Consider the following 22691-nt stretch of genomic DNA (forward strand, 5'->3'; position numbering starts at 1 on the left):
ACTCAATTCGTGTAGCTCAAGGGGAACAACAATGAGAAAGACGATACTCCAACTCACCACCGCGCTCGCTCTCGTGACGATCGCCGGCGCGGCCCATGCCGCCGACTGCAAGATCACGGTCGGCCTCGTCATGGAATTGACCGGACCGGCCGGTGAATACGGCCAGGCCGGCGCGAAATCGGTCGAGATGGCCTTCCGCGACATCAACGACGCCGGCGGCGTTCGCGGCTGCGATCTGGTGACCGACACGCGCGACAGCCAGAGCCAGGGCAACATCGCCGTCGATGCGGCGACCCAGTTGGTTCAGGTCAAGAAGGTGCCGGTGATCATCGGCGGCATCATCTCCTCTGTGTCGATCCCGATCCTGACCTCGGTCACCGCACCGGCCAAGATCGTCCAGGTCTCGCCGGCTTCGTCCTCGCCGACGCTGACCGCGCTCGGGCGCGATGGCAAGACCAATGGCATCTTCTTCCGCACCATCACCTCCGATGCGCTGCAAGGCGTGGCCGCCGCGAAATACGCCATCGACAAGGGCTTCAAGAAGCTGTCGATCATCCATGTCAACAATGATTTCGGCGTCAACATGGTGGCCGAATTCTCGCGCGCCTACAAAGCGCTCGGCGGCACCGTCGTCTCCGACACGCCCTACAACGAGAAGCAGTCGAGCTATGCCTCGGAAGTGACGGCGGCCATGGCCGGCGAGCCCGACGGGCTTTATCTCGTCAGCACGCCGGTCGACGGCGCCACCGTCGCCCGCACCTGGATTTCGCAAGGGGGCGTGCAGAAATTCCTGCTCAATGACGGCATGAACAGCCCGGACTTCATCGAGTCCGTCGGCGCCGACTATCTCAAGGAGGCCTATGGCACCTCGTCCGGCACCAGCCCGACCGCCTCCACCGACTACTTCACCAAGAACTACAAGGAGTTTTCGGGCATCGAACCGTCCAATCCTGCGGCCGACCGTTCCTATGATGCCGGCGCCATTGTCGGCCTGGCAATCGCCATCGCCGGCTCAGAGGATCCGGCCAAGATCAAGGACGCCATGTACAAGGCGGTCGATCCGGCTGGCGCGCCGATCTTTGCCGGCAAGGACGAGTTCGCCAAGGCGCTCGGATTGATCAAGGAAGGCAAGCCGATCCGCTACGAAGGTGTCATCGGCCCGGTCGCCTTCGACAAATATGGCGACATCACCGGTCCGTTCCGCCTGTGGAAGATCGTCGACGGCAAGGTAACGACCGACGGTGAAATGACCACCGACGACGTCAATGCCCTGCAGGCGAAGCTCCAATAGGCCGTCACATCAGGCAGCCCGGCATCGATCTCTCGATGCCGGGCTGCTCGCAACCTGCCTTGGCCTTGCGCTCTGAAATTCATGTCGTCCACAACAAGGGCTGCGGGCTTCATTCTCCCGACCCGCGTGACAGCCAGCGCCTGCGTCTTTCGCGCTGTTCGGCGAGCTCGGCCTCGTCCCAGTAGCCGATCAGCACGCCGGGCTCGATCAACGGATCGAAGTGCCGCATCCTGTCGTCGTTTCCCGTCAGCCATTCCTCGGCGGCGGTGATGCGGTTGTTGGGCAGCGCCAGCCAGCGGAACAGCGCCTGCCGCAGTCGTTCGATGTCGGCCGCCGCCGATGCTTCGGTGCCGAGGTCGCGCAGCTCGTCCGGATCACCGTGCAGATCGAAGAACATCGGCGCCAGGCCCTCGCCATGGACCAGTTTGAAGCGGCCGTCGGTGATCATGTAGAGCTTGCAGTCGGCGACCGGCATAGCGAGCTTCAGCCGCGCGGCATCGCCGCCATAATCGTACTCGCTCACCGCGTGCCGCCGCCAGTTCACGTCCTGGCCTGCCAGCAGCGGCAGCAGCGACCGGCCCTCGAGAACATGCGGCTTCGCCTTGCCGCCGAAGAAGTCGAGGAAGGTGGGCGCGAGGTCGATCATCTCCACCAGCGCATCGGACGTCGTGCCGCGCGTCGCGTCGGCCTGCCGGCGCGGATCGCAGACGATCATCGGCACCTTGGCCGCGACGTCGTGGAACAGGTATTTTTCGCCCAGCCAATGGTCGCCGAGATAGTCGCCGTGGTCGGAGGTGAACACGATCATCGTGTTGTCGAACAGGGCGCGCTGCTCCATGAACTCGAACAATCCGCCCAACTGATCGTCGATCTGCCTGATCAGGCCCATATAGCAGGGAACGACCCTTTCGCGGACCTCGTCGCGGGAGAAGTTCCTGGAATAGCGCTCCTGCTGGAAGGCTTCGAAGATCGGGTGAGGCGAGACGCGTTCTGCTTCGCTGCGCACGACCGGCTTTATGTCGGCCTTGCCGTACATGTCGTGATAGGGCGCCGGCACGATGTAGGGCCAGTGCGGCTTGATGTAGGAGAGATGCGCGCACCAGGCTTCGCCCTTTGCCTCGGCCTCCTCGATGAAGCGCATGGCGCGGCGCGTCATGTAGGGCGTTTCCGAATGCTCCTCGGGAATGCGCGCCGGCTTGTCGGCATGGACGAGCAGCCAGCCGTTGAAATTCTCGCCGTTCTCGCCTTCACCGGAATTGGCCCAGTGCTCCCACGGATTGGCGGCATCGAAGCCGTGCTCGCGCAGATATTGGTCGTAGGCCGGGTCGGGATCGTAGGCGGACGACGGATGCAACCCGTCGTCGCGCTCGAACGGTTCGAAGCCGCATTCGGCGACGCGCACGCCTATGATGGACGTCTTGTCGATGCCGAGGCGCTCCATGCCTTCCTCGTCGGCCCTCATATGCGTCTTGCCGATCAGCGCGCAGCGCACGCCGATCTCGCGCAGATGCTCGCCGAGCGTAGGCTCGCCGACCCTGAGCGGCACGCCGTTAAGCGTCGATCCGTGCGAGCGGACATAGCGGCCTGTATAGGCACTCATGCGCGAGGGCCCGCACACGGTCGATTGCACATAGGCGTTGGTGAAGCGCACGCCGCGGCTGGCCAGCCGGTCGATATTCGGCGTGTGCAGGGTCTGGTGTCCGGCGCAGCTCAAATAGTCGAAGCGCAGCTGGTCGCACATGATGAAAAGGACGTTGCGGCGGTCTGTCATTGGTCGTCCGTCATTGTGGTTCGCGCAAGACCGGTGTGCCAGAACGGCCGATGTCCTACAACGATGCCTCAAAATATCATTTTACCCAACCAGATGCCTCATGCACTGTGGGAGCCGGGAGGGTCGAAATCGTGCCGTTCGTCACCATTGGCGGCCTTGCGCTGCACCACCGCTATGTCGAGGCGACCGGCACCGCGCGGCCGGTGATCTTCATCAATTCGCTGGGTACCGATTTGCGCATCTGGGACGATGTCATCTCGCAATTAAGCGGTGACATGCCTCTGCTGGTCTACGACAAGCGCGGCCACGGACTTTCCGATATCGGCAGCGGCATCCGGTCGATCGATGATCATGTCGACGATCTCCTGGGCCTCATCGATCATTTCGATCTCGGCAGGGTCGTGCTGTTCGGCCTGTCGGTCGGTGGCTTGATCGCGCAGCGGCTCTATACCCGTCATCCCAGCTGCGTTGAGGCTCTGATCCTGTCCGACACGGCGCACAAGATCGGCACGGACGAGAGCTGGAATAAGCGTATCGCCACCGTCGAGCGCGATGGGATCGAGGCGATAGCCGACGGTGTGATGGAAGCATGGTTCACGCCCGGCTTCCATGCCGCGCGTGCGGCCGACCTTGCCGGTTGCCGCAATATGCTGACCAGGCAGGCGCTGCCGGGTTACATCGGGACATGCATGGCGGTCCGCGACGCCGACCTCACCGAGGCCGCGCGGCGTATCGCGGTGCCGACACTTTGCATGGTCGGCGACCAGGACGGCTCGACACCGCCCGATCTCGTCCGCTCGCTGGCAGCGCTGATCCCCGGCGCCCGCTTCGAAATCATTCCTAATGCCGGCCATATTCCCTGCATCGAACAGCCGGAGGCGGTGGTCGCGCTGATCCGCGATTTTGTCGCGTCGCCTCCTCCGGGCAGAAACCTTTGAGCGCGGCTACCCCTTGATCGCCGAGCCGACGATGGAATCGACGAAAAAGCGCTGCAGCAGGACGAAGAGGATGAGCGGCGGCAGCACGGCAAGCGTCGCGCCGGCCATCACCAACCCGGTGTTGACGGCGCCTCTGTTGTAACTCAACAGCCGGCTGAGGCTGATGACGATCGGATAGGCGTCGGCGTTGCCTTGTAGCACGGTCAGCGGCCACAGATAGCTGTTCCAGTGATAGACGAAGGCAAACAGCGCCAATGCCGCGATCGCCGGCGCCACGCTGGGCGCCACGATCTTGAACAGGATCAGCAGTTCGGAGGCGCCGTCCATGCGCGCAGCGTCGATCAGATCGTCAGGCACGCTTGCAATGAACTGGCGCATCAGGAAGATACCGAAGGCATTGGCGAGGTTGGGCACGATGATGCCGGCGAGGCTGGCATTGAGGCCGATCGAGCCGACGAGGCGATAGAGCGGGATCAGCGTCACGATCGGCGGCAGGAACATGGTCGCGATCAGCACCGAGAACAAAAGCGAGCGGCCGGGGAAGTGGTATTTGGCGAAGGCGTAGCCGGCCATCATGCTGGTGATGAGGATACCGGCTGTGGTGATCGAGGCGATGACCAGGGAATTCCACATAGAACGGCCGACATTGACCACGCCCGAAACTTTCCCGTAGGCGTCGAGGCTCGGCGTGTGCGGGATCCACACCGGCGGCACCTGCATGCTCTCGGCCGGAGTCTTGAGACTGGACAGAACCATCCAAACCAGCGGAAAGGCCGACGCCACGGCCACGAGCAGCATGAGCGTGGCCAGCAGCGCCTTGCGGCCGGCGGGGCGTCTGCGCGGCAACCGGCTCGACGATCCGGCGCTCATTCCTGATCCTTCCGGTTGGCAAAGGCGAACAGAGCGCAGACCACGACGATCAGCGACAGCATCAGCATGACGGCCATGGCCGAACCCAGTCCGCCCTGCGCGCGCTCGATGCCGACGCGGCGTATGTGATAGGTCAAGACATTGGTCGAGCCGACCGGCCCGCCCTGCGTGATCAGCGCCACCGGCTCGAACACCTGCACGGCGTTGATGATGGCGATCACCGCGCTGAACAGGAGTGTGCGCCGCAGCAACGGCAAGGTGATGAAGCGGAACTGCTCGAACCGGTTGGCGCCGTCGAGTTTTGCCGCCTCGTAGAGGCTGCCGGAAATCTGGGTCAGCCCCGCAATCGCCAGCACCGTGAAATAGCCGACCTGCTGCCACACATTGAGCAGGACGATCGAGATCAGCGCCGAGCGCGGGGACGACAGAAAGGGCTGCGGGCCGACGCCGATCAGGCCGAGCATCTGATTCAGCGGCCCTTCACCAGGCGAATAGAGTTTCGACCACACCAGCGCCACCGCGATCATCGGTACCATATAGGTGGAAAACAGCACGGTCCGCAGCGCCGTGCCGCCGCCAACATCGTGCTGGTGGACCATCAGCCCGAAGGCGACCGAGAGCGGCAGGATGAGGATGACGGAAAGCGCGGTGTAGATGGAGGTGTTGATCAACGCGCCCTTGAAGTCGCGTCCGACCGATGAGGCGCCGAAAATCTCGCGAAAATTGTCGAAGCCAATGAAGGCCGCATTGGAAAAAGGCGTCTGCGTCGACCAGTCCTGGAAGGATAGCCAGACGGTGAGCAGCATCGGCAACAGGATGAAGATGCCGATCAGCGTCACGGCGGGCGCCAGCATGATGCCCGCCGAGGCACGGTACCTGTTGATCATGGTTCGGTCTACTTGGCGGCGCGCTCCAGGATCGAGGCGGCGTCCGCCTGTGCCGTCGCCTGCGCATCCTTGGCCGAGACCTGGCCGTACTGCAACGCCTCCAGCGTCTGCTGCAGGGATTCCGAGAACTCCTGTCCGCCCGGCACGACCGGGAAGGGCTTGGCGTCGGCCAGCACGCTGACATAGCCCGACAGGAATTCCGAGCCGAGCTTGTCCTTGTGGGCCTCGATATCGGAGCTGCGCGAGGGCAGGATGCCCATCGACATCAAGATGTCGGACATCGCCGAGGCGCCGTTCTTGCCGGATTTCGGATTGTTGAGCCAGGCCAGGAATTCCCATGCGGCCTTCTGCTCGGCCTCGCCGGCATTGACGTTGACCACCGTCATCCAGGAATAGGAGATCGAATGCGGCTTGTCGCCGCTCGGGCCGACGGGGATTGGTGCGGTGGCGATATCCGCGAACCTGTCGCCCATGCCTGCCTTCAGCGCGCTTTCCCACCAATTGGCCATGATGATCATGCCGGTCTTGCCGGAGACGAAATTGTCGAGGAAGGGGCCAGTGGTGTTGGCGTCTGCCGTCGCCATGGCCGGCACGCTGGCGCCCGACTTGATGAGATCCTCATAGAGCTGGAAGGTCTGCGCGGCCTGCGGAGTGTCCAGCGCCGGTTTGCCGTCCTTGACCAGGTCGCCGCCATTGGAGGCCAGCAGCGAGGCGAAGGGATGGACGACGCCCGCCGCCCAGGAATTGATCATGCCGAAACCCTGCTGGCCGGCATCCTTGTTGGTCAGCTTCTTCGCCGCCTTCTTGAACTCGTCCCAGGTCTTCGGCGCAGCGGTAATGCCGGCCTGCTTGAACAGTGCCTTGTTGTAGTTCAGCGCGTAGACGTCGATCTCGTTGGGAATGCCGTAGAGCTTGCCGCCGACCGACGCGGCGCTCACCACGCCAGCCGGCCATGCTCCCTTGACCTCTTCGGCGACGGGGTCGGGGGCGGGCGCGACGAGCTTGTCGCGGGCGAGTTCAGGCAACCAGAGATCGTAGATGCCGCCGATCGTGGGACCGTCCGCGCCGCCGCCCTGGGAGCGCAGCGTGGTCAGGAGATCGCCGAAGGGAACGGCGCGCACGGTGACGCTGACATCTGGATTTGTCTTCGCATAGTCCTTGGCCGCCGCTTCCAGCAATGCGACCGTCTCCGGCGACCAATGGGTGAGATAGGAGATGTTGACCGACTGCGCCCAGCCGCTGGCGGGCAGGATGGCCAGGCTCGCGGCCAGAGCCAGTTTCGAAGTCCAGGCAAGAGACATCCTCATCCTCCCTCAGGCTAGCGATCACGATGACGTTATGACAACATGAAGCATTGGCGCAAGGGCCCGATTGCGAAAAAGCTGCGCATGGCGCTGTCCCTGATTTCTCTGCTGTCCGTTCACATACGAAATTTGCAGTTGAAATACAGTTAGCTATGAAGGAATCATGGTTGATTGGCTTAGCCCAGCCGTTCCCGGAGGGAGTGTCAGACCTCTTGCGGATGCTGCTATGTCGTTATAATGACTTTCCTGAGGAATGACTCTCCGCGGCGTCGATAGGGCGTGGGACGCCAAGGACAGATAAAAATGGGAGACTGGCAATGAGCATGCTTTCAATTCACCGACGCGCAGCCCTTGGCCTGATCGGCGGCCTTGCCGCCTGCGCTGGCCTGTTCACCAGCCTGCCGGCGCGGGCCGACAGCACGGTGACGCTGTGGAGCTGGCGCACCGAGGACGAAGCCGCGATGCGCCGCATCTTCGATGCCTTCGAGGCCAAGAACCCAGGCATCAAGGTCAACATCCAGTTCACGCCGGATGCCGACTACCAGAACCGCCTGAGCACGGCGTTGCGTGGCGGGCGCGGGCCCGACATCGCCCAGCTCAAGGCCTATGGCGAATTGCAGCCTTTCGTCGAGGCGGGCTATCTCGACGCGCTCGACGAGAGCGTGCCGGAACTGAAGAGCATGCCGGACGCAGCCCTTGGCGGCGCGCGTGGGCGCTCCGACGGCAAGCTCTACGGCGTGCCCTATTCGGTGCCGATGATGGGCGTCTTCTACAACAAGGATATCTTTGCCGCGCAGGGCATCGAGGTCCCCAAGACCTACAAGGATTTCGTCGCCGCCTGCGACAAGCTGAAGGCGGCCGGCATCACGCCGATCGCCACCGGCGGCGCCAACGGCTCGGCGTGGGAGCTGGAGATCGGCGTCGGCGTCATCGGCCCGACCGTCTACGGCCCCGGCTTTTACGACGAGATGATGACCGGCAAGGCGACCTTCGAGGATCCGCGCTATGTCGCGGCGCTGAAGCGCTTCGCCGAGCTGAAGCCTTATTTCCCCGACGGCTTCGCCGGGATCGACTACACCACCGCCACCCAGCAGTTCATTGGTGGCAAGGCCGCGATGTTTCTTGGCGGTTCGTTCGAGAATGGCAGCTTCAAATCGCAGAACCCGAAGCTGAAATTCTCGATCTTCCCGTTCCCGGCCGACGATGCGGGGGCAAAGCTCTACACCTCGGCCTTCTCGGACGGCTCCTACGGCCTCGTCTCCGAAAGCGCGAACAAGGAAGCCGCGATCAAGGTGCTGGACTTCATGGCCTCGGCCGAATTCGCGCAGATGTTCGCAGACGAACTCGGCTGGCCGCCGGCCCGCACCGATGTCACGGTGAAGGACCCGGTATTGGCCGAGATGATGGAGATGTCGAAGAACTCGACGCCCTACCTGACGCTGGTCGGCTTCCGCTGGCAGTCGCCGACGGCCTCTTCCGTCCTGCAAGCGGAGATCATCGACATGGTCGAAGGCAACATCGCACCGGAGAAGCTGGCGGCCGACATGCAGGCCGCCGTCGCCACCTGGTTCAAGCCGAAGCAGTAAGGAGCCGGGCCGGCCGCAATGCGGCCGGCCTCCCACCGGGCAAGCCACGCATGATCGATCGTCGCCGCAAAAGCAGCCTGAAGCGAACGCAGCAGCGCATGGCCGTGCTTTTCATCCTGCCGGCGCTGGCCGTCTACGCCCTGTTCGTCCTCTATCCCCTGGCGATGTCGCTGTGGGGCAGCTTCTTCATCTGGAAGGGGCTGCGCATCACCGAGTTCGCCGGCCTGTCGAATTTTTCGCGCCTGTTCGTCTTCCCCAGTAGTGCCAGGCTCTACGGCGCCCTCTGGCACAACACCGCCTGGTTCTTCGGCATCATGGTCTTCCAGAACGGCATCGGGCTGCTGTTTGCCTGGCTGCTGTTCCTGCGCGACAGGGGTGCTGCCTTCTTCCAGTCGGTTTTTTTCTTCCCCGCGGTGCTGAGCCCGGTCATCGTCGGTGCGCTGTGGCGCCTGCTGTTGGCGCCGGGCGGCGTGGTCGAATGGGCGCTGAACGGGCTTGGCCTGCATCAGGGCAGCCTGACCGTGCTTGGCAACAGCCACACCGCGCTGGCCATGCTGGTCGCCGTCGACGCCTGGAACTGGATGGGCCTGCCGGTGCTGATCTACACGGCGGGCCTGCGGCAGATTTCGGGCCAGATCTTCGAGGCGGCGAAACTCGACGGCGCCGGCAATGCGCGCATGCTGTTCTCCGTCGCGCTGCCCTTGCTGATGCCGGCGCTGGGCACGCTGACGACTTTGTCCTTCATCAACACCTTCAACCAGTTCGACATCGTCTATGTGATGCAAGGCGTGCAGGGCAATCCGAGCTATTCGACCGACACGCTGGTGACCTATTTCTACAGGCTGGCCTTCGGCGCGGAGGGCGCCGTCGGCATCACCGACATCGGCCTAGCGCTGGCGTTGGGCACCATGCTGTTCCTCATCCTCAGCGTCGGCACGCTGTTGATGCTGCGTTTCTTCGACCGCCGCACGGTGCAGCTATGAGCGCGCTGACCATGGCAGGCAATCCCGTGATCTCGCGCCGGCTTTCCCGGCTGCCCGGCTGGACGGTGCTTGCCCTGTGGACGGCGGCCGTGCTGCTGCCGCTCTACATCCTCGTCGTCTCCTGCTTCAAGTCGACGGCCGAAATCTACGACAACCGGCTCGGCCTGCCGGCAAGCTGGGCCTTCGACAATTTCGTCAACGCCTGGACGCGCGCCGACCTCGGCCACAATTTCATCAACAGCCTGATCGTCACCGCCGGCGCGGTCATCCTCACCATCATCGTCTCGGCCATGGCCGCCTATCCGCTCAGCCGCTATCGGCTGGGCTGGAACGCCATCATGCTCGGCCTGTTCCTGTCCGGCATCATGCTGCCGATAAGGCTCGCCTCGGTCGAGCTGTTCACGCTGATGCGCAATCTCGGCCTGCTGGATTCCCTGACCGGACTGATCCTCGTCTATTCGGCGATCCGCATTCCCTTCGCCGTCTTCATCTTCGCCAATTTCATGCGCGTCCTGCCCTCCGAACTCGACGAGGCGGCACGCATGGACGGCGCCGGCGAGGTCCGCATCCTGTTCCAGATCATCCTGCCGATGGTGAAGCCGGCGGTGTCGATCGTCGCCATCTTCACGGCGATCGCCGTGTGGAACGACTTCTTCTTCCCGCTGATCTTCATCTTCGACGACCGCTACAAGACCGTGCCGCTGGCCATCAGCGTCTTCGTCGGCCAGTACCGCACCGATTGGGGCCTGGTGTTCGCCTCGCTGGCGATCTCCATGGCGCCGATCCTGATCATGTATTGTCTGCTCGCCCGCCAGATTCGAGAGGGCGTAGGCGCCGGGGGAGGCATGAAATGATCGAGGACAGGATCTATGCCGCCAAATCCATCCTGGTCGTCGGCGCGCATGCCTTCGATGCCGAGGTGATCGCCGGACCGCTGGCGGCGGCCGCCGTAATGAGGGGCGCCACGGTGACGTTCCTGCACCTGAGCATGGGCGAGCAGGGCCATCCGTGCCTGATCCCCGAGCACTATTGCGCTCAGAAGGAAGAGGAAGCGGGCAGGGCCGCCGCTCGCCTCGGCGTCGCCATGCGCAATCTTGGCCTGCATGACGCCTTCCTGCCTTCCGATGACGAGACGGCGCTGAAACTGTGCGATGTCATTCGCGAGCTGAAGCCGGAAGTGGTCATAACCCATTGGCATGGCAGCTGGCACAAGGACCATCGCGCCGCAGCCAAGCTGACGCAGACCGGCATCTTCTTCGCCGCCCTTCCGACTGTTGCGCGCGACCATGCCGCCTTTACGCCGGGCTTGCTGCTGTTCGGCGAGAACTGGGAGGACGATGACGGTTTCCGCCCCGAGCACCTGGTCGACGTCAGCGACGGCTTCGAGGCGTGGAGCGAGGCGGTGCATGAATACGAGCTGGCGCGGGGCCTGAGCAGCTTCCCCTATGTCGATTACTACAGCGCGCTCTACCGTCTGCGCGGCTGCCTGCGCGGCACGCGCCATGCGCAGGCCTTCGCGGCGGCCTCGCATTCCTGGAACGCCGGCAGCGGTCTGTTCGCGCCACCGGCTGCCGGAGGGCGCCGATGACGCGGGTTCTGGCCATCGATCTCGGCGGCACAAATCTGCGTGCCGCCGTCCAGTCCGGCAATGTCAGCGCGCTGGAGAGGCCGAGCCGCGAACCGGCGCCGGCAAGCCTTGATGCCTTCGTCGCCCGTATCGCGGCGCTTTGCGCCGAGGCTGGCGCGGTCAAGGCGTTGGGCCTGGCGGTGCCAGGTCTCGTCGAGGGGTCGGTCTGCCGCTGGATCCCGAATCTCCCTTGGCTCGACGGTGTCGACATCGCGGCGCTGTTCCCGCAATTGCGCGTCGCCGTTGGCAATGACGCGCAGATCGCCCTGCTGGCGGAAGCCGTTGAAGGCAGCGCGAAGGGCATGTCGGATGCGATCCTGCTGGCAATCGGCACGGGCATAGGCTCGGCGGTGCTCGCCAACCACCGCATCGTCGCCGGCACGCATGGCGGCGCCTGCTCGTTCGGCTGGGCCTGCGCCGACATCAAGGACCATGGCGAGGAGCGCAGCGGCTGGCTGGAGCGCGTTGCATCGGGCCGTGCGCTTGACGCGCTTGCCGGTCAGGTCGGCCTTGCCAGCGGCCGCCAGCTGATCGCGGCTGCCCAGGCGGGCGAACTCGCGGCACAGACCTTGCTCGAGCTGCCGGCGCGCCGGCTGGGCACCGCGCTTGCCGGCGCCGTCGCGCTGCTCGACCCCCAGGTGATCCTGGTTTCCGGCGGCCTTGCCGATGCGCTTGACGTCATCGGACCGCCGCTGCTTGCCGCGCTGCGGCGCCAACTGCCGCCGCATCTGCGCGGCATTTCTCTCAAGGCTGGCGCGTTCGGCCCTGGCGCAGGCCTGGTCGGTGCGGCAGTGGCCGGGCAGGCCGGAAGCGGGTGGAGACAGATCCGATGAGTGAAGCCAGTTTTCAGCAGCCGGATCGCAGAAGGCCCGAGCCGCTCTGGTATCAGGTCGAGGAGGCCATCCGCGCCATCGTCAAGAGCGGCGAATGGGCGACGGGCGACCAGATCCCGGCCGAAGACCGGCTGGGCGCGCTGTTCGGGGTCAGCCGCATCACGCTGCGCCACGCTTTGCGCAATCTGGAGGAAAGCGGATTGCTGCGCCGCGAACACGGACGCGGCACCTTCGTGCGCTCCACCACGCTCGTCGCCGGCACCCGCGAACTGACGAGCTTCACTCAGGAGATGGGCAATATCGGCGTCGTTGCCGGCTCGCGCCTGCTCGATTGCAGCCTCACCACCGCCAATGCGGCAGCGGCCGGCGCGCTGGAGATTGAGGAGGGTGACCCGGTGGTGCGCATCCGGCGGCTGCGGCTCGGCAACAACGAACCGATCGGCATCCAGACGGCGCAGCTCTCAGCCGCACGTGTGCCGGGCTTCCTCGACGCCGGCCTGCTGCAGGGATCGCTGTACGAGGCGCTGGAGCGCCACTACGGCATCGTGCCGGTGGCGGCGCGCGAGAATTATCGCGTCGGCGCGGTTGGCGCGGCGGATGCCGAGCTGCTCGATCTGCCGATCGGCAGTCCGGCTTTCGTGGTCGAGCGTATCGCCACCGACGAGCGCGGTCCGTTCGAGTTCACCGTCTCCATCATGCGTGGCGACCGCTACGAGATACGCTCGACGCTGCGCGCCGGGCGCGTCCCGTCAAATCCGCGAAGCTGATCCATCATCACCCAAGCAGACACTTAACAGGAGTACCCACGTGTCCGACCTCTACATTCACCGTCTCGCCGCCCTCATCGACCAGGCAGCGAAAACCAATGAAGCGGCCTTTGCCCAGGCAGCCAGCCGCTTTGCCGACTCGCTTGAAGGCGGCGGTCTGATCCATCTCTACGGTTCAGGCCATTCGGTGCTGCCGGTGCAGGAAGTGTTTCCGCGTTACGGCAGCTATGTCGGTTTCAACCCGCTGACGGACCCGCGCGTGATGTGGCACAATGTGCTCGGCGCCGGCGGCGTGCGTGAGCTGCTGTGGCTGGAGCGCACCGAGAAATACGCCGAAAAATTCCTGGATCATCAGCCGCTCAACAAGGGTGACTCCATCATCATCTTCGGCCACAGCGGCCGCAACTCTTCCGGCATCGATACGGCGCTCTATGCCAGGAAGCGCGGCATCTTCGTCGTTGCGGTCACCAGCAAGAACAATCTCGACAAGCCCGCGACGCACTCCTCCGGCAAGCGACTGGCCGACGCGGCCGATCTCGTCATCGACACCTGCTCGCCGATCGAGGATGCGATCGTGCCGGTCGAGGGCTGGAGCCGTCCGGTGTCGGGCTCGTCGACCGTGCTCGCCATGATCCTGGCGCATGAGCTGGTCGCGCGTACCGCCGAGCAGCTCGCCAAGCGCGGCATCGAACTGCCGGTCTTCGCCTCGCCGACGATCGCGGGCGTGACCCTGCACGACACCGATGTCATCTACGGCGTCTACCGCGAACGCATGCTGGAAGCGCAGAAAAAGCACCTGCCGGCCTTCCAGGCGACGATGCGGGGCGAATGATGTTCGGGGGCGGGAGGCGTCGCGGACGCCTCCCGCCCATGGATGCGCCCAATGCGAGCTTATCATCGTCGATGCAAGACCGGGCCTATCCCCTTGGCTTCCTTCTGAAGCTCCAGTGCCGCTTTGAAAGCGTCAATAAATAATTTGACGCGCGTAATGACTCTGCGATCCATTGGGAACCGTTAAAACTTGACTGGACAAGTTCGGTCGAGCATTGCTGCTTCCAGGCAACGGCCGCGTGACTGGTGTCGGCCGGGGCGGCGAGGGCAAGGGACCCTGAATATCGATGGCGGAAAAGACGCACCGCACGATGGATGACTTCGCCCGGGCGTGCGGCGTGTCACGGCCGACCCTGTCGAAATATTTCGATGATCCGGCAAGCGTCAAGCCGGCGACGCGCGCCCGCATCGAGGCCGCGCTTCGCTCCTCGGATTATCAGCCGAACCTCTTCGCCCGCAATCTCAACCGCAAGCGCACCCGCAATGTCGGCATCGTCGTGCCGGCGATCACCGATCCGTTCTATGCCGAGATGGTCAGCCGCATTGAACTGCGCTGCCGCGACGAGGGTTTTTGGCCGATCGTCATCTCCTCGCACGGTTCGCCCAGGCTTGAGTCGGAATCGGTCAAGACGCTCACCTCGCTGAAGGTGGCCGGCGCCATCGTGGCCCCGCTGGGATCGGTCTCCGAGCCGGGCGTCTTCGAACGGATGGGCAAAGACATCCCGATCGTCTATTTCGACACCTATATCGAGGGTGACACGCCCTTCGTCGGCAACGACAACCACCAGAGCACGTCGATCATGGTCGATTATCTCTGCCGGTCCGGCGAGCCGCCGGTGTATGTCGACATCCCGCACGTCAACCACAATTCGGGCGAGCGACTGCAAAGCTATATCGAGACGATGCGGGCCGCCGGCCTTGAGCCTGTCGTCATCAACGCGGCGCGTGACTACACCTGGGACTTCGAGCGGATCGGCCATGAATGGATGGAAAGGACGCTCGAGAAGGGAGGCCTGCCTGGCCGCACCATTCTGTGCGCCAATGACCGTCTCGCCTTCGGCATCATGTCGGCCGCCTTCACGCGCGGGCTGAAGATCGGCCGCAAGCCCGATTGCGATTTCCGTGTCGCCGCCCATGACGACCACCCGTTGAGCCGCTACACCTGTCCGCCGCTCACCACCATGGCGCAGGACTTCGCCGCAATGGCCGGCCGCAGCGTCGAGATCCTGCTGGCCTTGCTCGACGAGGCCCGCCCGCCCGCGCATGACCTCGTGCGAAACGTCAAGCTCGGCGCGACCCTGGTGATGCGTCAGTCGGCCTGAGCGCGCGTCTGCAATTGGAGCCAGGCGGCGGCCTCGCTCATCGCTTGCCGCGCGGCGAGAATATAGCGGCCCATCGAGACGAAGCCGTGGATCTGGCCCGGCCAGTGCCGCAGGACCAGCGGCACCCCTTCAGCGAGCAGGCGTTCGCCATAGGCGGTCCCTTCGTCGGCCAGGATATCGTGACCGGCGGTCACGACAAACGCCGGCGCCGCGCCTGCAAGGCTCGGTGCCAGCAGCGTCGAAACGCGCCAGTCCTTGATGTCGTCCGGGGTGCGCACATAGTGGTCGCGGAACCAGGCCATGGTGGCGGCGGTCAGTCCAAACCCGTTGCCGAAACGGCGGTAGCTGTCCGCCGTCTGGCGGGCATCGGTGTTGGGATAGATCAGGATCTGGGCAGCAAGCGGCGGTGCTTGCCCATCGCGGGCGAGCAGTGCCAGCACGGCGGCAAGATTGCCGCCGGCGCTGTCGCCGGCAACGGCGATACGGGCAGGATCGATGCCGAGCTCCCCGGCGTCTTGCGCCATGAAGCGGAGCGCTGCCGCGCAGTCTTCGAGCCCGGCGGGGAATTTGTGCTCTGGTGCCAGTCGATAATCGGGGCAGACGACGAGGGCATTGGCCAGATTGGCCAGCCAGCGGCAGATCTCGTCATGCGAATCGAGATTGCCGATGACCCAGCCGCCGCCATGCAGATAGAGCACGGCGCGCGCGCCGGTTCGCGGTGCGCCGATGCCGCGATGGATGCGGATCGGAACCGGGCCGTTCGGTCCGTCGATCTGCCGCTGCGACGTCGCCGCGACCGGCTCATGTTCGCCCTGCTGCGCCGGGAACGAAGCGTTGTAGGCGGCCCGCGCCGCCGCCACGCTGCCGTTCTCGAACGGCGCACCGCCGGCCGCGCGGCCGATTTCCAGGGCACGCAGAGCATCAGGATCGAGCGTCATCGCAATCTCCGTCATGATTGCATCTAGGCGAGCAGGTCGCGCGCCTCGTCCTCCGAGAGTAGGGCCGGCTGGACGACATCGCCAGCAATGGCGACCGGGTTTTTCGTTTCGCCGGAGTGCAGGATCGCCTCCATGATCTCCAGCACATGCAGCGCCAGAGTGCCGGACGCGCGGGGCGTGGCACCTGTCGCGAGCGAACGCACGAGGTCGGCGACGCCGAGCATGCGATAGTTGGCGCGGTCGGGCGCGGCATAGGGCCAGTTGCGGGCGCCGTAGAGTTCGCCCTCGCTGGGGAAATCCTTCCACTCCGCGCCGCGCTCGGACAAGGACACGGTGCCGCCGAACGTGTCGGGGTCGGGCAGGCGCAGCGAGCCCTCCGTGCCGTGCAGTTCGATCGGATGGTTGGAGTGCTTGAAGACGTCCCATGAGGCGCCGAAGGTGACTGTCGCGCCTGACCGGAATTCGAGCAGCGACAGCACGTTGGTCGGCGTGCCGACCTTGAAGGTCGTGTTCTTGAACGGTCCCTCGGCTGATATCAGCCGCTCCTGCTGGCCCCGCGTCGCCATTGCCATGACGCGTTGGACGGGACCGAGCAAATTGACCAGCATGGTCAGATAGTAGGGGCCCATGTCGAACACCGGGCCGCCGCCCGGCTGGTAGTAGAATTGTGGGTTGGGGTGCCAGTGCTCCATGCCGCGGCCCATCATGAAGGCTGTGCCGGTCACGGCGCGGCCGATGGCGCCTTCATCCATCAGGCGGCGCGCCCGCCGCCCGGCGGCGCCGAGGAAAGTATCGGGGGCCGAGCCGAGCAGCAGCCCTCGCTTGGCCGCCTCCGACACCAGGCGGCGCCCGTCGCTGGCCGAGGTCGCCAGCGGCTTTTCGGTAAACACATGCTTGCCCGCCGAAAGCGCCGAAAGCGAAACGTCGAAATGCGCAGCCGGGATGGTCAGGTTGAGGACGAGATCGATCTCGGGATCGGCCAGCATGGCGTCGACGCCGAGCGCGCGGATGCCATATTCCTTCGCCCGCAGCGCCGCCATGTCGGCCGAGATGTCGGCGCAGGCGCGCAGCTCGATGCTGCCGAAGAGGGCGGCATTGCGCAGGTAGGTCATCGAGATGTTGCCGCATCCGACGACGCCGATCCCAAGCTTCGTCTTCGATCGTCCGTGCATTTTCTGTGTCATTCCTCCGATGCGGCCACGCTCTGCCGGATCCATTGCGCCGGCAACGGATCACTCCCCGCAAGCCGCTATACAACATTTTGAATATTGACGCGCGTAAAATTTTTATAGACCATGCGAAACCCAGGGGCGCCAAGGAAACCCAGGGCAGCGTCAAGGAATGAACAACATGACGAAGACGAAGCTCAAGGTCGGCTGCCAGACCTTCACCTGGGAAATGCTCGGCAAGGCCTGGACCGGCGGCCCCGACGATCTCCTGAAGGCGATCGCCGATGGCGGCTATGCCGGCATCGAAATCACCGACACCATGATCGGCCGCTATGCAGGCAAGCCGACGGAGTTCGCCGCGGCGCTTGGAGCATCCGGCCTGACGCTGGTCTCCTTCGCCTTCGGTTCGAAAAGCGGCTTCACGCTGAAGGACGAGATCGGCGCCGATCTCGAAACCGCGAGGCGCTGGATCGATTTCGCTGCCGCGTTCCCAGGTGCGCTTGTCTCGATGGGCTCGGCGACCGTCGTCTCCAACGGCTCGCGCGACGACAAATTCGCTATCGCCGCGGAGGTCTACAACAGGGCCGGCGAGCTCGGGCGCAAGGCCGGCGTCCAGGTCGCAGTGCATCCGAGTTCGCACCACAACACGCTGCTGTTCGACCGCGCCGACTACGACGCGATCTTTGCCTTGCTCGAACCCGACCTGGTCGGCTGGGTGCCCGATACCGGCCACATATTGCGCGGCCACAAGGACATGGCCGATACGCTTACCACCTACCGCGACCGCATCCGCTACATCCATCTGAAGGACGTCGACGCCAAGGGCGATTGGGCGATGCTGGGTAAAGGCGTCTGCGACACCCGTGAAGTGATCGAGATCGTCGGTAGGGCGCCGCGCTTCAACGGCTGGCTGGTGCTTGAGGAAGAATCCGACACGGCCGCCGCCGATCCTGCCGGCGCGGTCAAGACCAACCGCCAGACGATGCGCGGCTACGGAGCCTGAGACGATGATCAGGAAACAGGACAGGCGCCTCAGGGTCGGCGTGCTCGGCTGCGGCCCCATCGCGCAGTTCGCGCATCTGGAATCCTGCGTCAAGGCAGGCAATGCCGACCTCTACGCCATCTGCGACGCCGCACCCGACCTGCTCGCCCGCATGGGCGTCAGCTATGAGCCGCGGAAGATGTATGCCGACTATGACGAGATGCTCGCCGATCCGGAGCTGGAAGCGGTCATCGTCGCCACCTCGGACGCCTATCACGTGCCGATGTCGATCAAGGCGCTCGACGCCGGCAAGCATGTGCTGTGCGAAAAGCCGATCGGAACTTCGGTCGAGGAAGGCGAGGCGCTGGCAGCGGCGGTGAAACGCTCCGGCAGGATCCTGCAGGTCGGCCACATGAAACGCTTCGATCCGGCGCTGGAGGCGGCGCGCGACTTCGTCCGCGACGAAATGGGCGAGGTGCTGGCGCTGAAGGCCTGGTATTGCGATTCCACCCACCGCTACACCAACACGGATGCGGTGCAGCCGCTGCCTGTCACCAGCAAGCTGGCGAAGAAACCGTCCGGCAATCCGAAGGCGGATCTCCGGCAGTATTTCATGCTGGCGCACGGCTCGCATCTCGTCGATACGGCCCGCTTCCTCTGCGGCGAGATCACGGCCGTACGCGCCCGTCTCAACGAACGCTTCGGCGCCTATTGCTGGTTCGTCGAGACCGAGTTCGCCAGCGGCGCGCTCGGCCATCTCGATCTCACCGTCGCCGTACGCATGGACTGGCACGAGGGTTTCCAGCTCTATGGCGAGAACGGCTCCGTCATCGCCAAGACGTTCAATCCCTGGTACTTCCGCGCCAGCGAGGTCGATATCTTCCATGAGAAGGACGCGACCTCGCGAAAACCGCTCGGCGCCGACGGCCATTTCTTCCGCCGCCAACTGGAAGGTCTCGCCGACACGGTGCTGAACGGCGCGCCGATGCGCGGCGCCAATGTCGAGGACGGCATTGCCTCGATCCGCGCCATGGTCGCCATTGCCCGCTCTGTCGAGACCAGCGAGCGGATCGAGCTCGCTTCCGTCTCGGGTGCGGTCTGATGCGTCTCGGCGTCTTCGCCAAGACCTTTGCGGGCACCGAGCCGGCTGTTGTGCTGGAAGCAGTGCGGCAGGCGGGCTATGAGACGACGCAATTCAATCTCGCTTGCGCCGGCCTGCCGTCGATGCCCGATGCGGTGCCGGACGCAGCCATTTCGGCCATTCGCGCCGCCGCCCGATCAACAGGCGTATCGCTCGCCGCCCTGTCGGGCACCTACAACATGGCGCATCCAGACAAGGCGGTGCGCGATGATGGTCTTCGCCGCCTTGCCGTCGTCATCGATACAGCCGCCGCCCTCGACGTTCCGCTGGTCACGCTCTGCACCGGCTCGCGCAATGCAGCCGACCAATGGGCCTATCATCCCGACAACGCCACACCGGCCGCCTGGTCCGACATGGCCACTGAGATGGAAAAGGCGCTGGCGCTGGCCGAAGGCGCAGGCGTCGATCTCGGCATCGAGCCCGAACAGGCCAACATCGTCAACTCGGCGAAGGATGCCACCCGCTTGATCGCCGACATGGGCTCGAAGCATCTGAAGATCGTGCTCGATCCGGCGAACCTGTTCGAGCATGCGACGCCGGGCGAGGCGCGCGCCATCGTCGCGGCGGCGATCGACGAGGCCGCCGCCCATATAGCCATGGCGCATGCCAAGGACAGGCATAGCGACAGCCGCTTCGCCACAACAGGGGAGGGCATAGTCGATTTTCCGGATTTCGTCGCGCGGCTGAACGCTGTGAAATTCGATGGCCCGCTCGTCACGCACGGATTGTCGGCCGACGAAGCTCCCGCCGTCGCCGCGTTTCTGCGCGGGCTGCTCCGATGAGCGTCGCGCCGACAATGATGCTTCGCGACGATGCTGCGCTTCGTGTCTTCGACACGGAGCAAGGCAGGCTTTCCGTCGTCTTCCAGCACGGTCTCGGCGGTGACGCCGCCCAGGTGGCGCAGAATTTTCCCGACAGCCCGTCGCGACGCCGGCTCACCGTCGAATGCCGGGCGCAAGGCGGCTCCGGTGCCGGCCACAAGCGCCCCCTTTCGATCGCCATGTTCGCCGACGACGTGCTGGCCGCCGCCGATGCGGCCGGCATCGAACGCTTCGTCGCCGGCGGCATCTCGATGGGTGCGGCGATCGCGCTGCGCCTGGCCGTCCGGCATCCCGAGCGCGTCACCGGCCTGGTGCTGGTCCGTCCGGCCTGGGCCTTCGACGCGGCACCTGAAAACATGCGTCCCTATGCGGAAGTGGCCGAGCTCATCCGAAACCGCCCGCCGAACGAGGCGCGCGCCGTCTTTGCCGCTTCGGCCACGGCCGCCCGGTTCCGCGCCGAGGCACCCGACAATCTGGCGTCGTTGCTCGGTTTCTTCGAACGCGACAATGCAGCGGACTTCGCCGAAATGATGCGGGCAATCGCCGGCGATGGGCCCGGCGTTTCGCGGGCCGCAGCCTCTGCCCTCTCAATCCCCACACTGGTCATCGGCAGCGGCGTCGATCTCGTCCATCCCTTGGCGACCGCGCGCGAACTGGCGAAGACAATCCTCAACGCGATCTTCACCGAGGTGACACCGAAGGCCAGCGACAAGGATCGCCACTTCGCCGAAATCCGTGCCGCGATCGGCGGCTTTCTCGATAGAAATTTCAACAACCAGGACCAGTCATGATCTCGAAACCCCTTTCAGGCCCGGCCGCCATCGCCGCATTGCCGCGCGATCGTCTGATCGCCGAGTTCTCGCTCTGGTCGGCCGATCTCGCCAATTTCGAGAGCGACTTGAAGCGCATCGAACCCTATGTCGACCTTCACCACATCGATGTCGCTGACGGCCACTTCGCGCCGTCCTTCCTGTTCTTCCCCGATCTGGTCGCCCGTATTGCCAAACTGACGGCCAAGCCCATCCATGTCCATCTGATGGTCGACGGGACAATCGTCGAGGAACAGACGCGCCAATTCATCGAGGCCGGCGCCGACATGATCAGCGCCCATGCCGAGAATGGCGAAGCAGGATTGCGCGCCGTGCGGCTGGCGCGCGAACTTGGCGCCGAAGCCGGCGTCGTGCTGCGGCTGGAAACGCCGGTCGAAGCGGTGAGGCCCTTCGTGTCCGAAGTCGCGTTCGTCACGCTTCTGGGAACCGCGATCGGCGTCAAGGGGCAAGGCCTTTCGGAGAAAGCCTGCGACAGGTTGGTTGAGGCCCGCGCCATCCTGCGCAAGACCGGACGCGAGGCGGACGTGGTTCTTGCCGCCGACGGCGGCATCCGCCATGAGACCGTGCCGCTGCTGCGTGCCGCGGGTGCCGAGACCGTGGTTCTTGGTTCGCTCGCCTTCGGTGACAAGGATCTGGCCGGCCGCATCGGCTGGCTGCACGGGCTGAAAGTCGCGGCATGAGCAACGAGGCCGCTCTCGCGATCGATCTGGGCGGCACCGAGCTTCGTGCCGCCCTGGTCGACCGTGATGGCAAGATACTGGCATTCGCGGCGGTGCCGACACAGGCGCAGGCCGGTCCCGAAGTGGTGATCGGCCAGATCGAGGCTCTCGCCGCGACCATCCATGCCGAGGCACCGGCGCTTACCATCCTCGGTGTCGGCGTCGGTGCGCCGGGACCGCTCGATCCGCTGGCCGGCATCGCGGTCGGGCCGCCGACGCTCGCCGGCTGGCTGGACGTGCCGCTGGCCGACATCCTCGAGCGGCGGCTCGGCTTGCCGGTGCGGCTGGAGAACGACGCCAATGCCGCGGCACTTGGCGAGTGGCGCTTCGGCGCCGGCCACGGTGCCCGTTCGCTTGTCTTCGTCACCGTCTCGACCGGCATTGGCGGCGGCGTCGTCGTCGACGGGCGCATCCTGCACGGCCGCCGCGGCCTTGCCGCCGAGATCGGCCATATGACCATCACCAATGAAGGCGAGCGCTGCATGTGCGGTGTCGTCGGCTGTTTTGAGGCCATCGCTTCGGGCACCGCGCTCGGCCGCCGCGCCAATGCCGCGACGTCGGCCTTCGACGGCTCGACGCTGCGCCGCCTCTCGGCCAACGGCGAGGTGACGGGCCGCCATGTCGTCGATGCGGCGCGGCTGCAGGACGATCTCGCCCTGGCCTTGCTCGAGGAGGAAGCGCGCTGGCTCGGCGTCGGCTTCACCAACCTCCTGCATCTCTATTCGCCCGACGTGCTGGTCGTCGGCGGCGGCATCGCCAATGGCCTCGATCTGATGGCTCCGGCAATAGAGGCGACCATCCGCCAGCGCGCCATGCGCGCCTATCGCGACGTGCCGGTGGTTCAGGCCCAGCTCGGCCGCCACGCCGGGCTGGTCGGCGCGGCAAGCCTTGTCCTGTTCGACGACGGCACGGCCCGCGTGCCTGTCGAAGGGCCGAACAGATATCCCGGACATGGGGAGGGACACTGATGGCCGGGCTGCGCGGCGTGCGCAAGTCCTGCCGCCTCACACGATGAACACACGAAAAATGGCCGGAGGCAGCGATGCCTCCGGCCATTTGCTATCGCTATGCGGCCGCTGCG

General features: G+C 65.0%; 22 protein-coding genes. 16 read left to right on the forward strand and 6 right to left on the reverse strand.

The annotated features are described in order from the left end of the window. Nucleotides 1–31: 31 nt before the first annotated feature. A complete protein-coding gene (locus FJ951_RS08985) occupies nt 32–1291 on the forward strand; it encodes an ABC transporter substrate-binding protein (RefSeq protein ID WP_140514561.1) in 1260 nt (419 codons plus the stop codon). A 109-nt stretch (nt 1292–1400) separates the two neighbouring features. Here the strand turns inward: FJ951_RS08985 and FJ951_RS08990 are convergent, their stop codons facing one another. Beyond that, on the reverse strand, nt 1401–3062 hold the full coding sequence (locus FJ951_RS08990; protein WP_140514563.1) for an alkaline phosphatase family protein: 1662 nt from the start codon (nt 3060–3062) through the stop codon (nt 1401–1403). Nucleotides 3063–3193: 131 nt separating this feature from the next. Here FJ951_RS08990 and pcaD point away from each other — a divergent pair, with 131 nt between their 5' ends. Further along, nucleotides 3194–4000, forward strand: a complete 807-nt coding sequence (gene pcaD / locus FJ951_RS08995) for a 3-oxoadipate enol-lactonase (RefSeq protein WP_140514566.1) — start codon at nt 3194–3196, stop codon at nt 3998–4000. Nucleotides 4001–4006: 6 nt separating this feature from the next. Here pcaD and FJ951_RS09000 read toward each other — a convergent pair whose 3' ends face one another. From FJ951_RS09000 to FJ951_RS09010, 3 genes are read right to left on the reverse strand one after another with little or no spacing between them, the layout of a single operon-like run. Further along, entirely contained in the window at nt 4007–4870 is an 864-nt protein-coding gene (locus FJ951_RS09000) for a carbohydrate ABC transporter permease (protein WP_140497680.1), read from the reverse strand. After that, nucleotides 4867–5757, reverse strand: coding sequence for a sugar ABC transporter permease (locus FJ951_RS09005; RefSeq protein WP_140497682.1), 891 nt, complete (start codon nt 5755–5757; stop codon nt 4867–4869). The genes FJ951_RS09000 and FJ951_RS09005 overlap by 4 nt, the downstream gene beginning before the upstream one ends. An 8-nt stretch (nt 5758–5765) precedes the next feature. Then, entirely contained in the window at nt 5766–7058 is a 1293-nt protein-coding gene (locus FJ951_RS09010; protein ID WP_140514569.1) for a sugar ABC transporter substrate-binding protein, read from the reverse strand. 320 nt (nt 7059–7378) lie between these two features. Here FJ951_RS09010 and FJ951_RS09015 point away from each other — a divergent pair, with 320 nt between their 5' ends. The 8 genes from FJ951_RS09015 to FJ951_RS09050 all read left to right on the forward strand — a co-directional run bounded on the left by FJ951_RS09015 (nt 7379) and on the right by FJ951_RS09050 (nt 15010). Continuing rightward, a complete protein-coding gene (locus tag FJ951_RS09015) occupies nt 7379–8647 on the forward strand; it encodes an extracellular solute-binding protein (protein ID WP_140514572.1) in 1269 nt (422 codons plus the stop codon). A 50-nt stretch (nt 8648–8697) separates the two neighbouring features. Beyond that, nucleotides 8698–9630 carry a sugar ABC transporter permease gene (locus FJ951_RS09020; protein WP_140514575.1) on the forward strand — a complete coding sequence of 311 codons (933 nt, stop codon included), beginning with the start codon at nt 8698–8700 and terminating at the stop codon, nt 9628–9630. Then, on the forward strand, nt 9627–10484 hold the full coding sequence (locus FJ951_RS09025) for a carbohydrate ABC transporter permease (RefSeq protein WP_140514577.1): 858 nt from the start codon (nt 9627–9629) through the stop codon (nt 10482–10484). The genes FJ951_RS09020 and FJ951_RS09025 overlap by 4 nt, the downstream gene beginning before the upstream one ends. Then, the gene (locus FJ951_RS09030; protein WP_140514580.1) at nt 10481–11218 is read left to right on the forward strand and encodes a PIG-L family deacetylase; all 738 of its coding nucleotides are present in this window, start codon (nt 10481–10483) and stop codon (nt 11216–11218) included. Before FJ951_RS09025 ends, FJ951_RS09030 begins: the two co-directional genes overlap by 4 nt. Continuing rightward, nucleotides 11215–12090, forward strand: a complete 876-nt coding sequence (locus FJ951_RS09035; protein WP_140497694.1) for an ROK family protein — start codon at nt 11215–11217, stop codon at nt 12088–12090. The genes FJ951_RS09030 and FJ951_RS09035 overlap by 4 nt, the downstream gene beginning before the upstream one ends. Continuing rightward, nucleotides 12087–12857, forward strand: coding sequence for a GntR family transcriptional regulator (locus FJ951_RS09040; protein WP_140497696.1), 771 nt, complete (start codon nt 12087–12089; stop codon nt 12855–12857). The genes FJ951_RS09035 and FJ951_RS09040 overlap by 4 nt, the downstream gene beginning before the upstream one ends. A 40-nt stretch (nt 12858–12897) precedes the next feature. Then, complete coding sequence (locus tag FJ951_RS09045) at nt 12898–13689, forward strand: SIS domain-containing protein (protein WP_140514582.1); 792 nt, start codon at nt 12898–12900, stop codon at nt 13687–13689. A gap of 286 nt (nt 13690–13975) precedes the next feature. Then, nucleotides 13976–15010 carry a LacI family DNA-binding transcriptional regulator gene (locus tag FJ951_RS09050; RefSeq protein WP_140514584.1) on the forward strand — a complete coding sequence of 345 codons (1035 nt, stop codon included), beginning with the start codon at nt 13976–13978 and terminating at the stop codon, nt 15008–15010. Here FJ951_RS09050 and FJ951_RS09055 read toward each other — a convergent pair. Further along, nucleotides 14998–15948, reverse strand: a complete 951-nt coding sequence (locus tag FJ951_RS09055) for an alpha/beta hydrolase (RefSeq protein WP_140514942.1) — start codon at nt 15946–15948, stop codon at nt 14998–15000. The two genes, FJ951_RS09050 and FJ951_RS09055, sit on opposite strands and share 13 nt — an antisense overlap. A 23-nt stretch (nt 15949–15971) precedes the next feature. After that, a complete protein-coding gene (locus FJ951_RS09060) occupies nt 15972–17120 on the reverse strand; it encodes a Gfo/Idh/MocA family oxidoreductase (RefSeq protein ID WP_140514586.1) in 1149 nt (382 codons plus the stop codon). 178 nt (nt 17121–17298) lie between these two features. Between FJ951_RS09060 and FJ951_RS09065 the strand changes: the two genes are divergently transcribed. Genes FJ951_RS09065 through FJ951_RS09090 form a run of 6 tightly spaced genes read left to right on the forward strand, consistent with a single transcriptional unit; the run spans nt 17299 to nt 22578 of the window. After that, nucleotides 17299–18120, forward strand: coding sequence for a sugar phosphate isomerase/epimerase (locus FJ951_RS09065; RefSeq protein WP_140514587.1), 822 nt, complete (start codon nt 17299–17301; stop codon nt 18118–18120). Nucleotides 18121–18124: 4 nt separating this feature from the next. Further along, a complete protein-coding gene (locus FJ951_RS09070) occupies nt 18125–19201 on the forward strand; it encodes a Gfo/Idh/MocA family oxidoreductase (protein WP_140497706.1) in 1077 nt (358 codons plus the stop codon). Further along, complete coding sequence (locus FJ951_RS09075; RefSeq protein WP_140514589.1) at nt 19201–20022, forward strand: sugar phosphate isomerase/epimerase; 822 nt, start codon at nt 19201–19203, stop codon at nt 20020–20022. The genes FJ951_RS09070 and FJ951_RS09075 overlap by 1 nt, the downstream gene beginning before the upstream one ends. Beyond that, entirely contained in the window at nt 20019–20852 is an 834-nt protein-coding gene (locus FJ951_RS09080) for an alpha/beta hydrolase (RefSeq protein WP_140514591.1), read from the forward strand. The genes FJ951_RS09075 and FJ951_RS09080 overlap by 4 nt, the downstream gene beginning before the upstream one ends. Beyond that, a complete protein-coding gene (locus tag FJ951_RS09085; protein WP_140514592.1) occupies nt 20849–21571 on the forward strand; it encodes a ribulose-phosphate 3-epimerase in 723 nt (240 codons plus the stop codon). The genes FJ951_RS09080 and FJ951_RS09085 overlap by 4 nt, the downstream gene beginning before the upstream one ends. Continuing rightward, on the forward strand, nt 21568–22578 hold the full coding sequence (locus FJ951_RS09090; protein WP_140514594.1) for an ROK family protein: 1011 nt from the start codon (nt 21568–21570) through the stop codon (nt 22576–22578). Before FJ951_RS09085 ends, FJ951_RS09090 begins: the two co-directional genes overlap by 4 nt. Nucleotides 22579–22691: the final 113 nt, after the last annotated feature.

Source organism: Mesorhizobium sp. B2-2-3 (assembly GCF_006442405.1).
In the GTDB taxonomy this organism is placed as follows: domain Bacteria; phylum Pseudomonadota; class Alphaproteobacteria; order Rhizobiales; family Rhizobiaceae; genus Mesorhizobium.

Bases quoted from the DNA above. Each gene is read 5' to 3' on its own strand.
- FJ951_RS09065 (WP_140514587.1), top strand. From the start codon at position 17,299: ATGACGAAGACGAAGCTCAAGGTCGGCTGCCAGACCTTCACCTGGGAA.
- FJ951_RS09070 (WP_140497706.1), top strand. From the start codon at position 18,125: ATGATCAGGAAACAGGACAGGCGCCTCAGGGTCGGCGTGCTCGGCTGC.
- FJ951_RS09080 (WP_140514591.1), top strand. From the start codon at position 20,019: ATGAGCGTCGCGCCGACAATGATGCTTCGCGACGATGCTGCGCTTCGT.
- FJ951_RS09000 (WP_140497680.1), bottom strand. From the start codon at position 4,870: ATGAGCGCCGGATCGTCGAGCCGGTTGCCGCGCAGACGCCCCGCCGGC.
- FJ951_RS09005 (WP_140497682.1), bottom strand. From the start codon at position 5,757: ATGATCAACAGGTACCGTGCCTCGGCGGGCATCATGCTGGCGCCCGCC.
- FJ951_RS09015 (WP_140514572.1), top strand. From the start codon at position 7,379: ATGAGCATGCTTTCAATTCACCGACGCGCAGCCCTTGGCCTGATCGGC.
- FJ951_RS09010 (WP_140514569.1), bottom strand. From the start codon at position 7,058: ATGTCTCTTGCCTGGACTTCGAAACTGGCTCTGGCCGCGAGCCTGGCC.
- FJ951_RS09060 (WP_140514586.1), bottom strand. From the start codon at position 17,120: ATGCACGGACGATCGAAGACGAAGCTTGGGATCGGCGTCGTCGGATGC.
- FJ951_RS09025 (WP_140514577.1), top strand. From the start codon at position 9,627: ATGAGCGCGCTGACCATGGCAGGCAATCCCGTGATCTCGCGCCGGCTT.
- FJ951_RS09055 (WP_140514942.1), bottom strand. From the start codon at position 15,948: ATGACGCTCGATCCTGATGCTCTGCGTGCCCTGGAAATCGGCCGCGCG.
- FJ951_RS09090 (WP_140514594.1), top strand. From the start codon at position 21,568: ATGAGCAACGAGGCCGCTCTCGCGATCGATCTGGGCGGCACCGAGCTT.
- FJ951_RS09050 (WP_140514584.1), top strand. From the start codon at position 13,976: ATGGCGGAAAAGACGCACCGCACGATGGATGACTTCGCCCGGGCGTGC.
- FJ951_RS09085 (WP_140514592.1), top strand. From the start codon at position 20,849: ATGATCTCGAAACCCCTTTCAGGCCCGGCCGCCATCGCCGCATTGCCG.
- FJ951_RS09035 (WP_140497694.1), top strand. From the start codon at position 11,215: ATGACGCGGGTTCTGGCCATCGATCTCGGCGGCACAAATCTGCGTGCC.
- FJ951_RS09075 (WP_140514589.1), top strand. From the start codon at position 19,201: ATGCGTCTCGGCGTCTTCGCCAAGACCTTTGCGGGCACCGAGCCGGCT.
- FJ951_RS09030 (WP_140514580.1), top strand. From the start codon at position 10,481: ATGATCGAGGACAGGATCTATGCCGCCAAATCCATCCTGGTCGTCGGC.
- FJ951_RS09020 (WP_140514575.1), top strand. From the start codon at position 8,698: ATGATCGATCGTCGCCGCAAAAGCAGCCTGAAGCGAACGCAGCAGCGC.
- FJ951_RS08990 (WP_140514563.1), bottom strand. From the start codon at position 3,062: ATGACAGACCGCCGCAACGTCCTTTTCATCATGTGCGACCAGCTGCGC.
- FJ951_RS08985 (WP_140514561.1), top strand. From the start codon at position 32: ATGAGAAAGACGATACTCCAACTCACCACCGCGCTCGCTCTCGTGACG.
- FJ951_RS09040 (WP_140497696.1), top strand. From the start codon at position 12,087: ATGAGTGAAGCCAGTTTTCAGCAGCCGGATCGCAGAAGGCCCGAGCCG.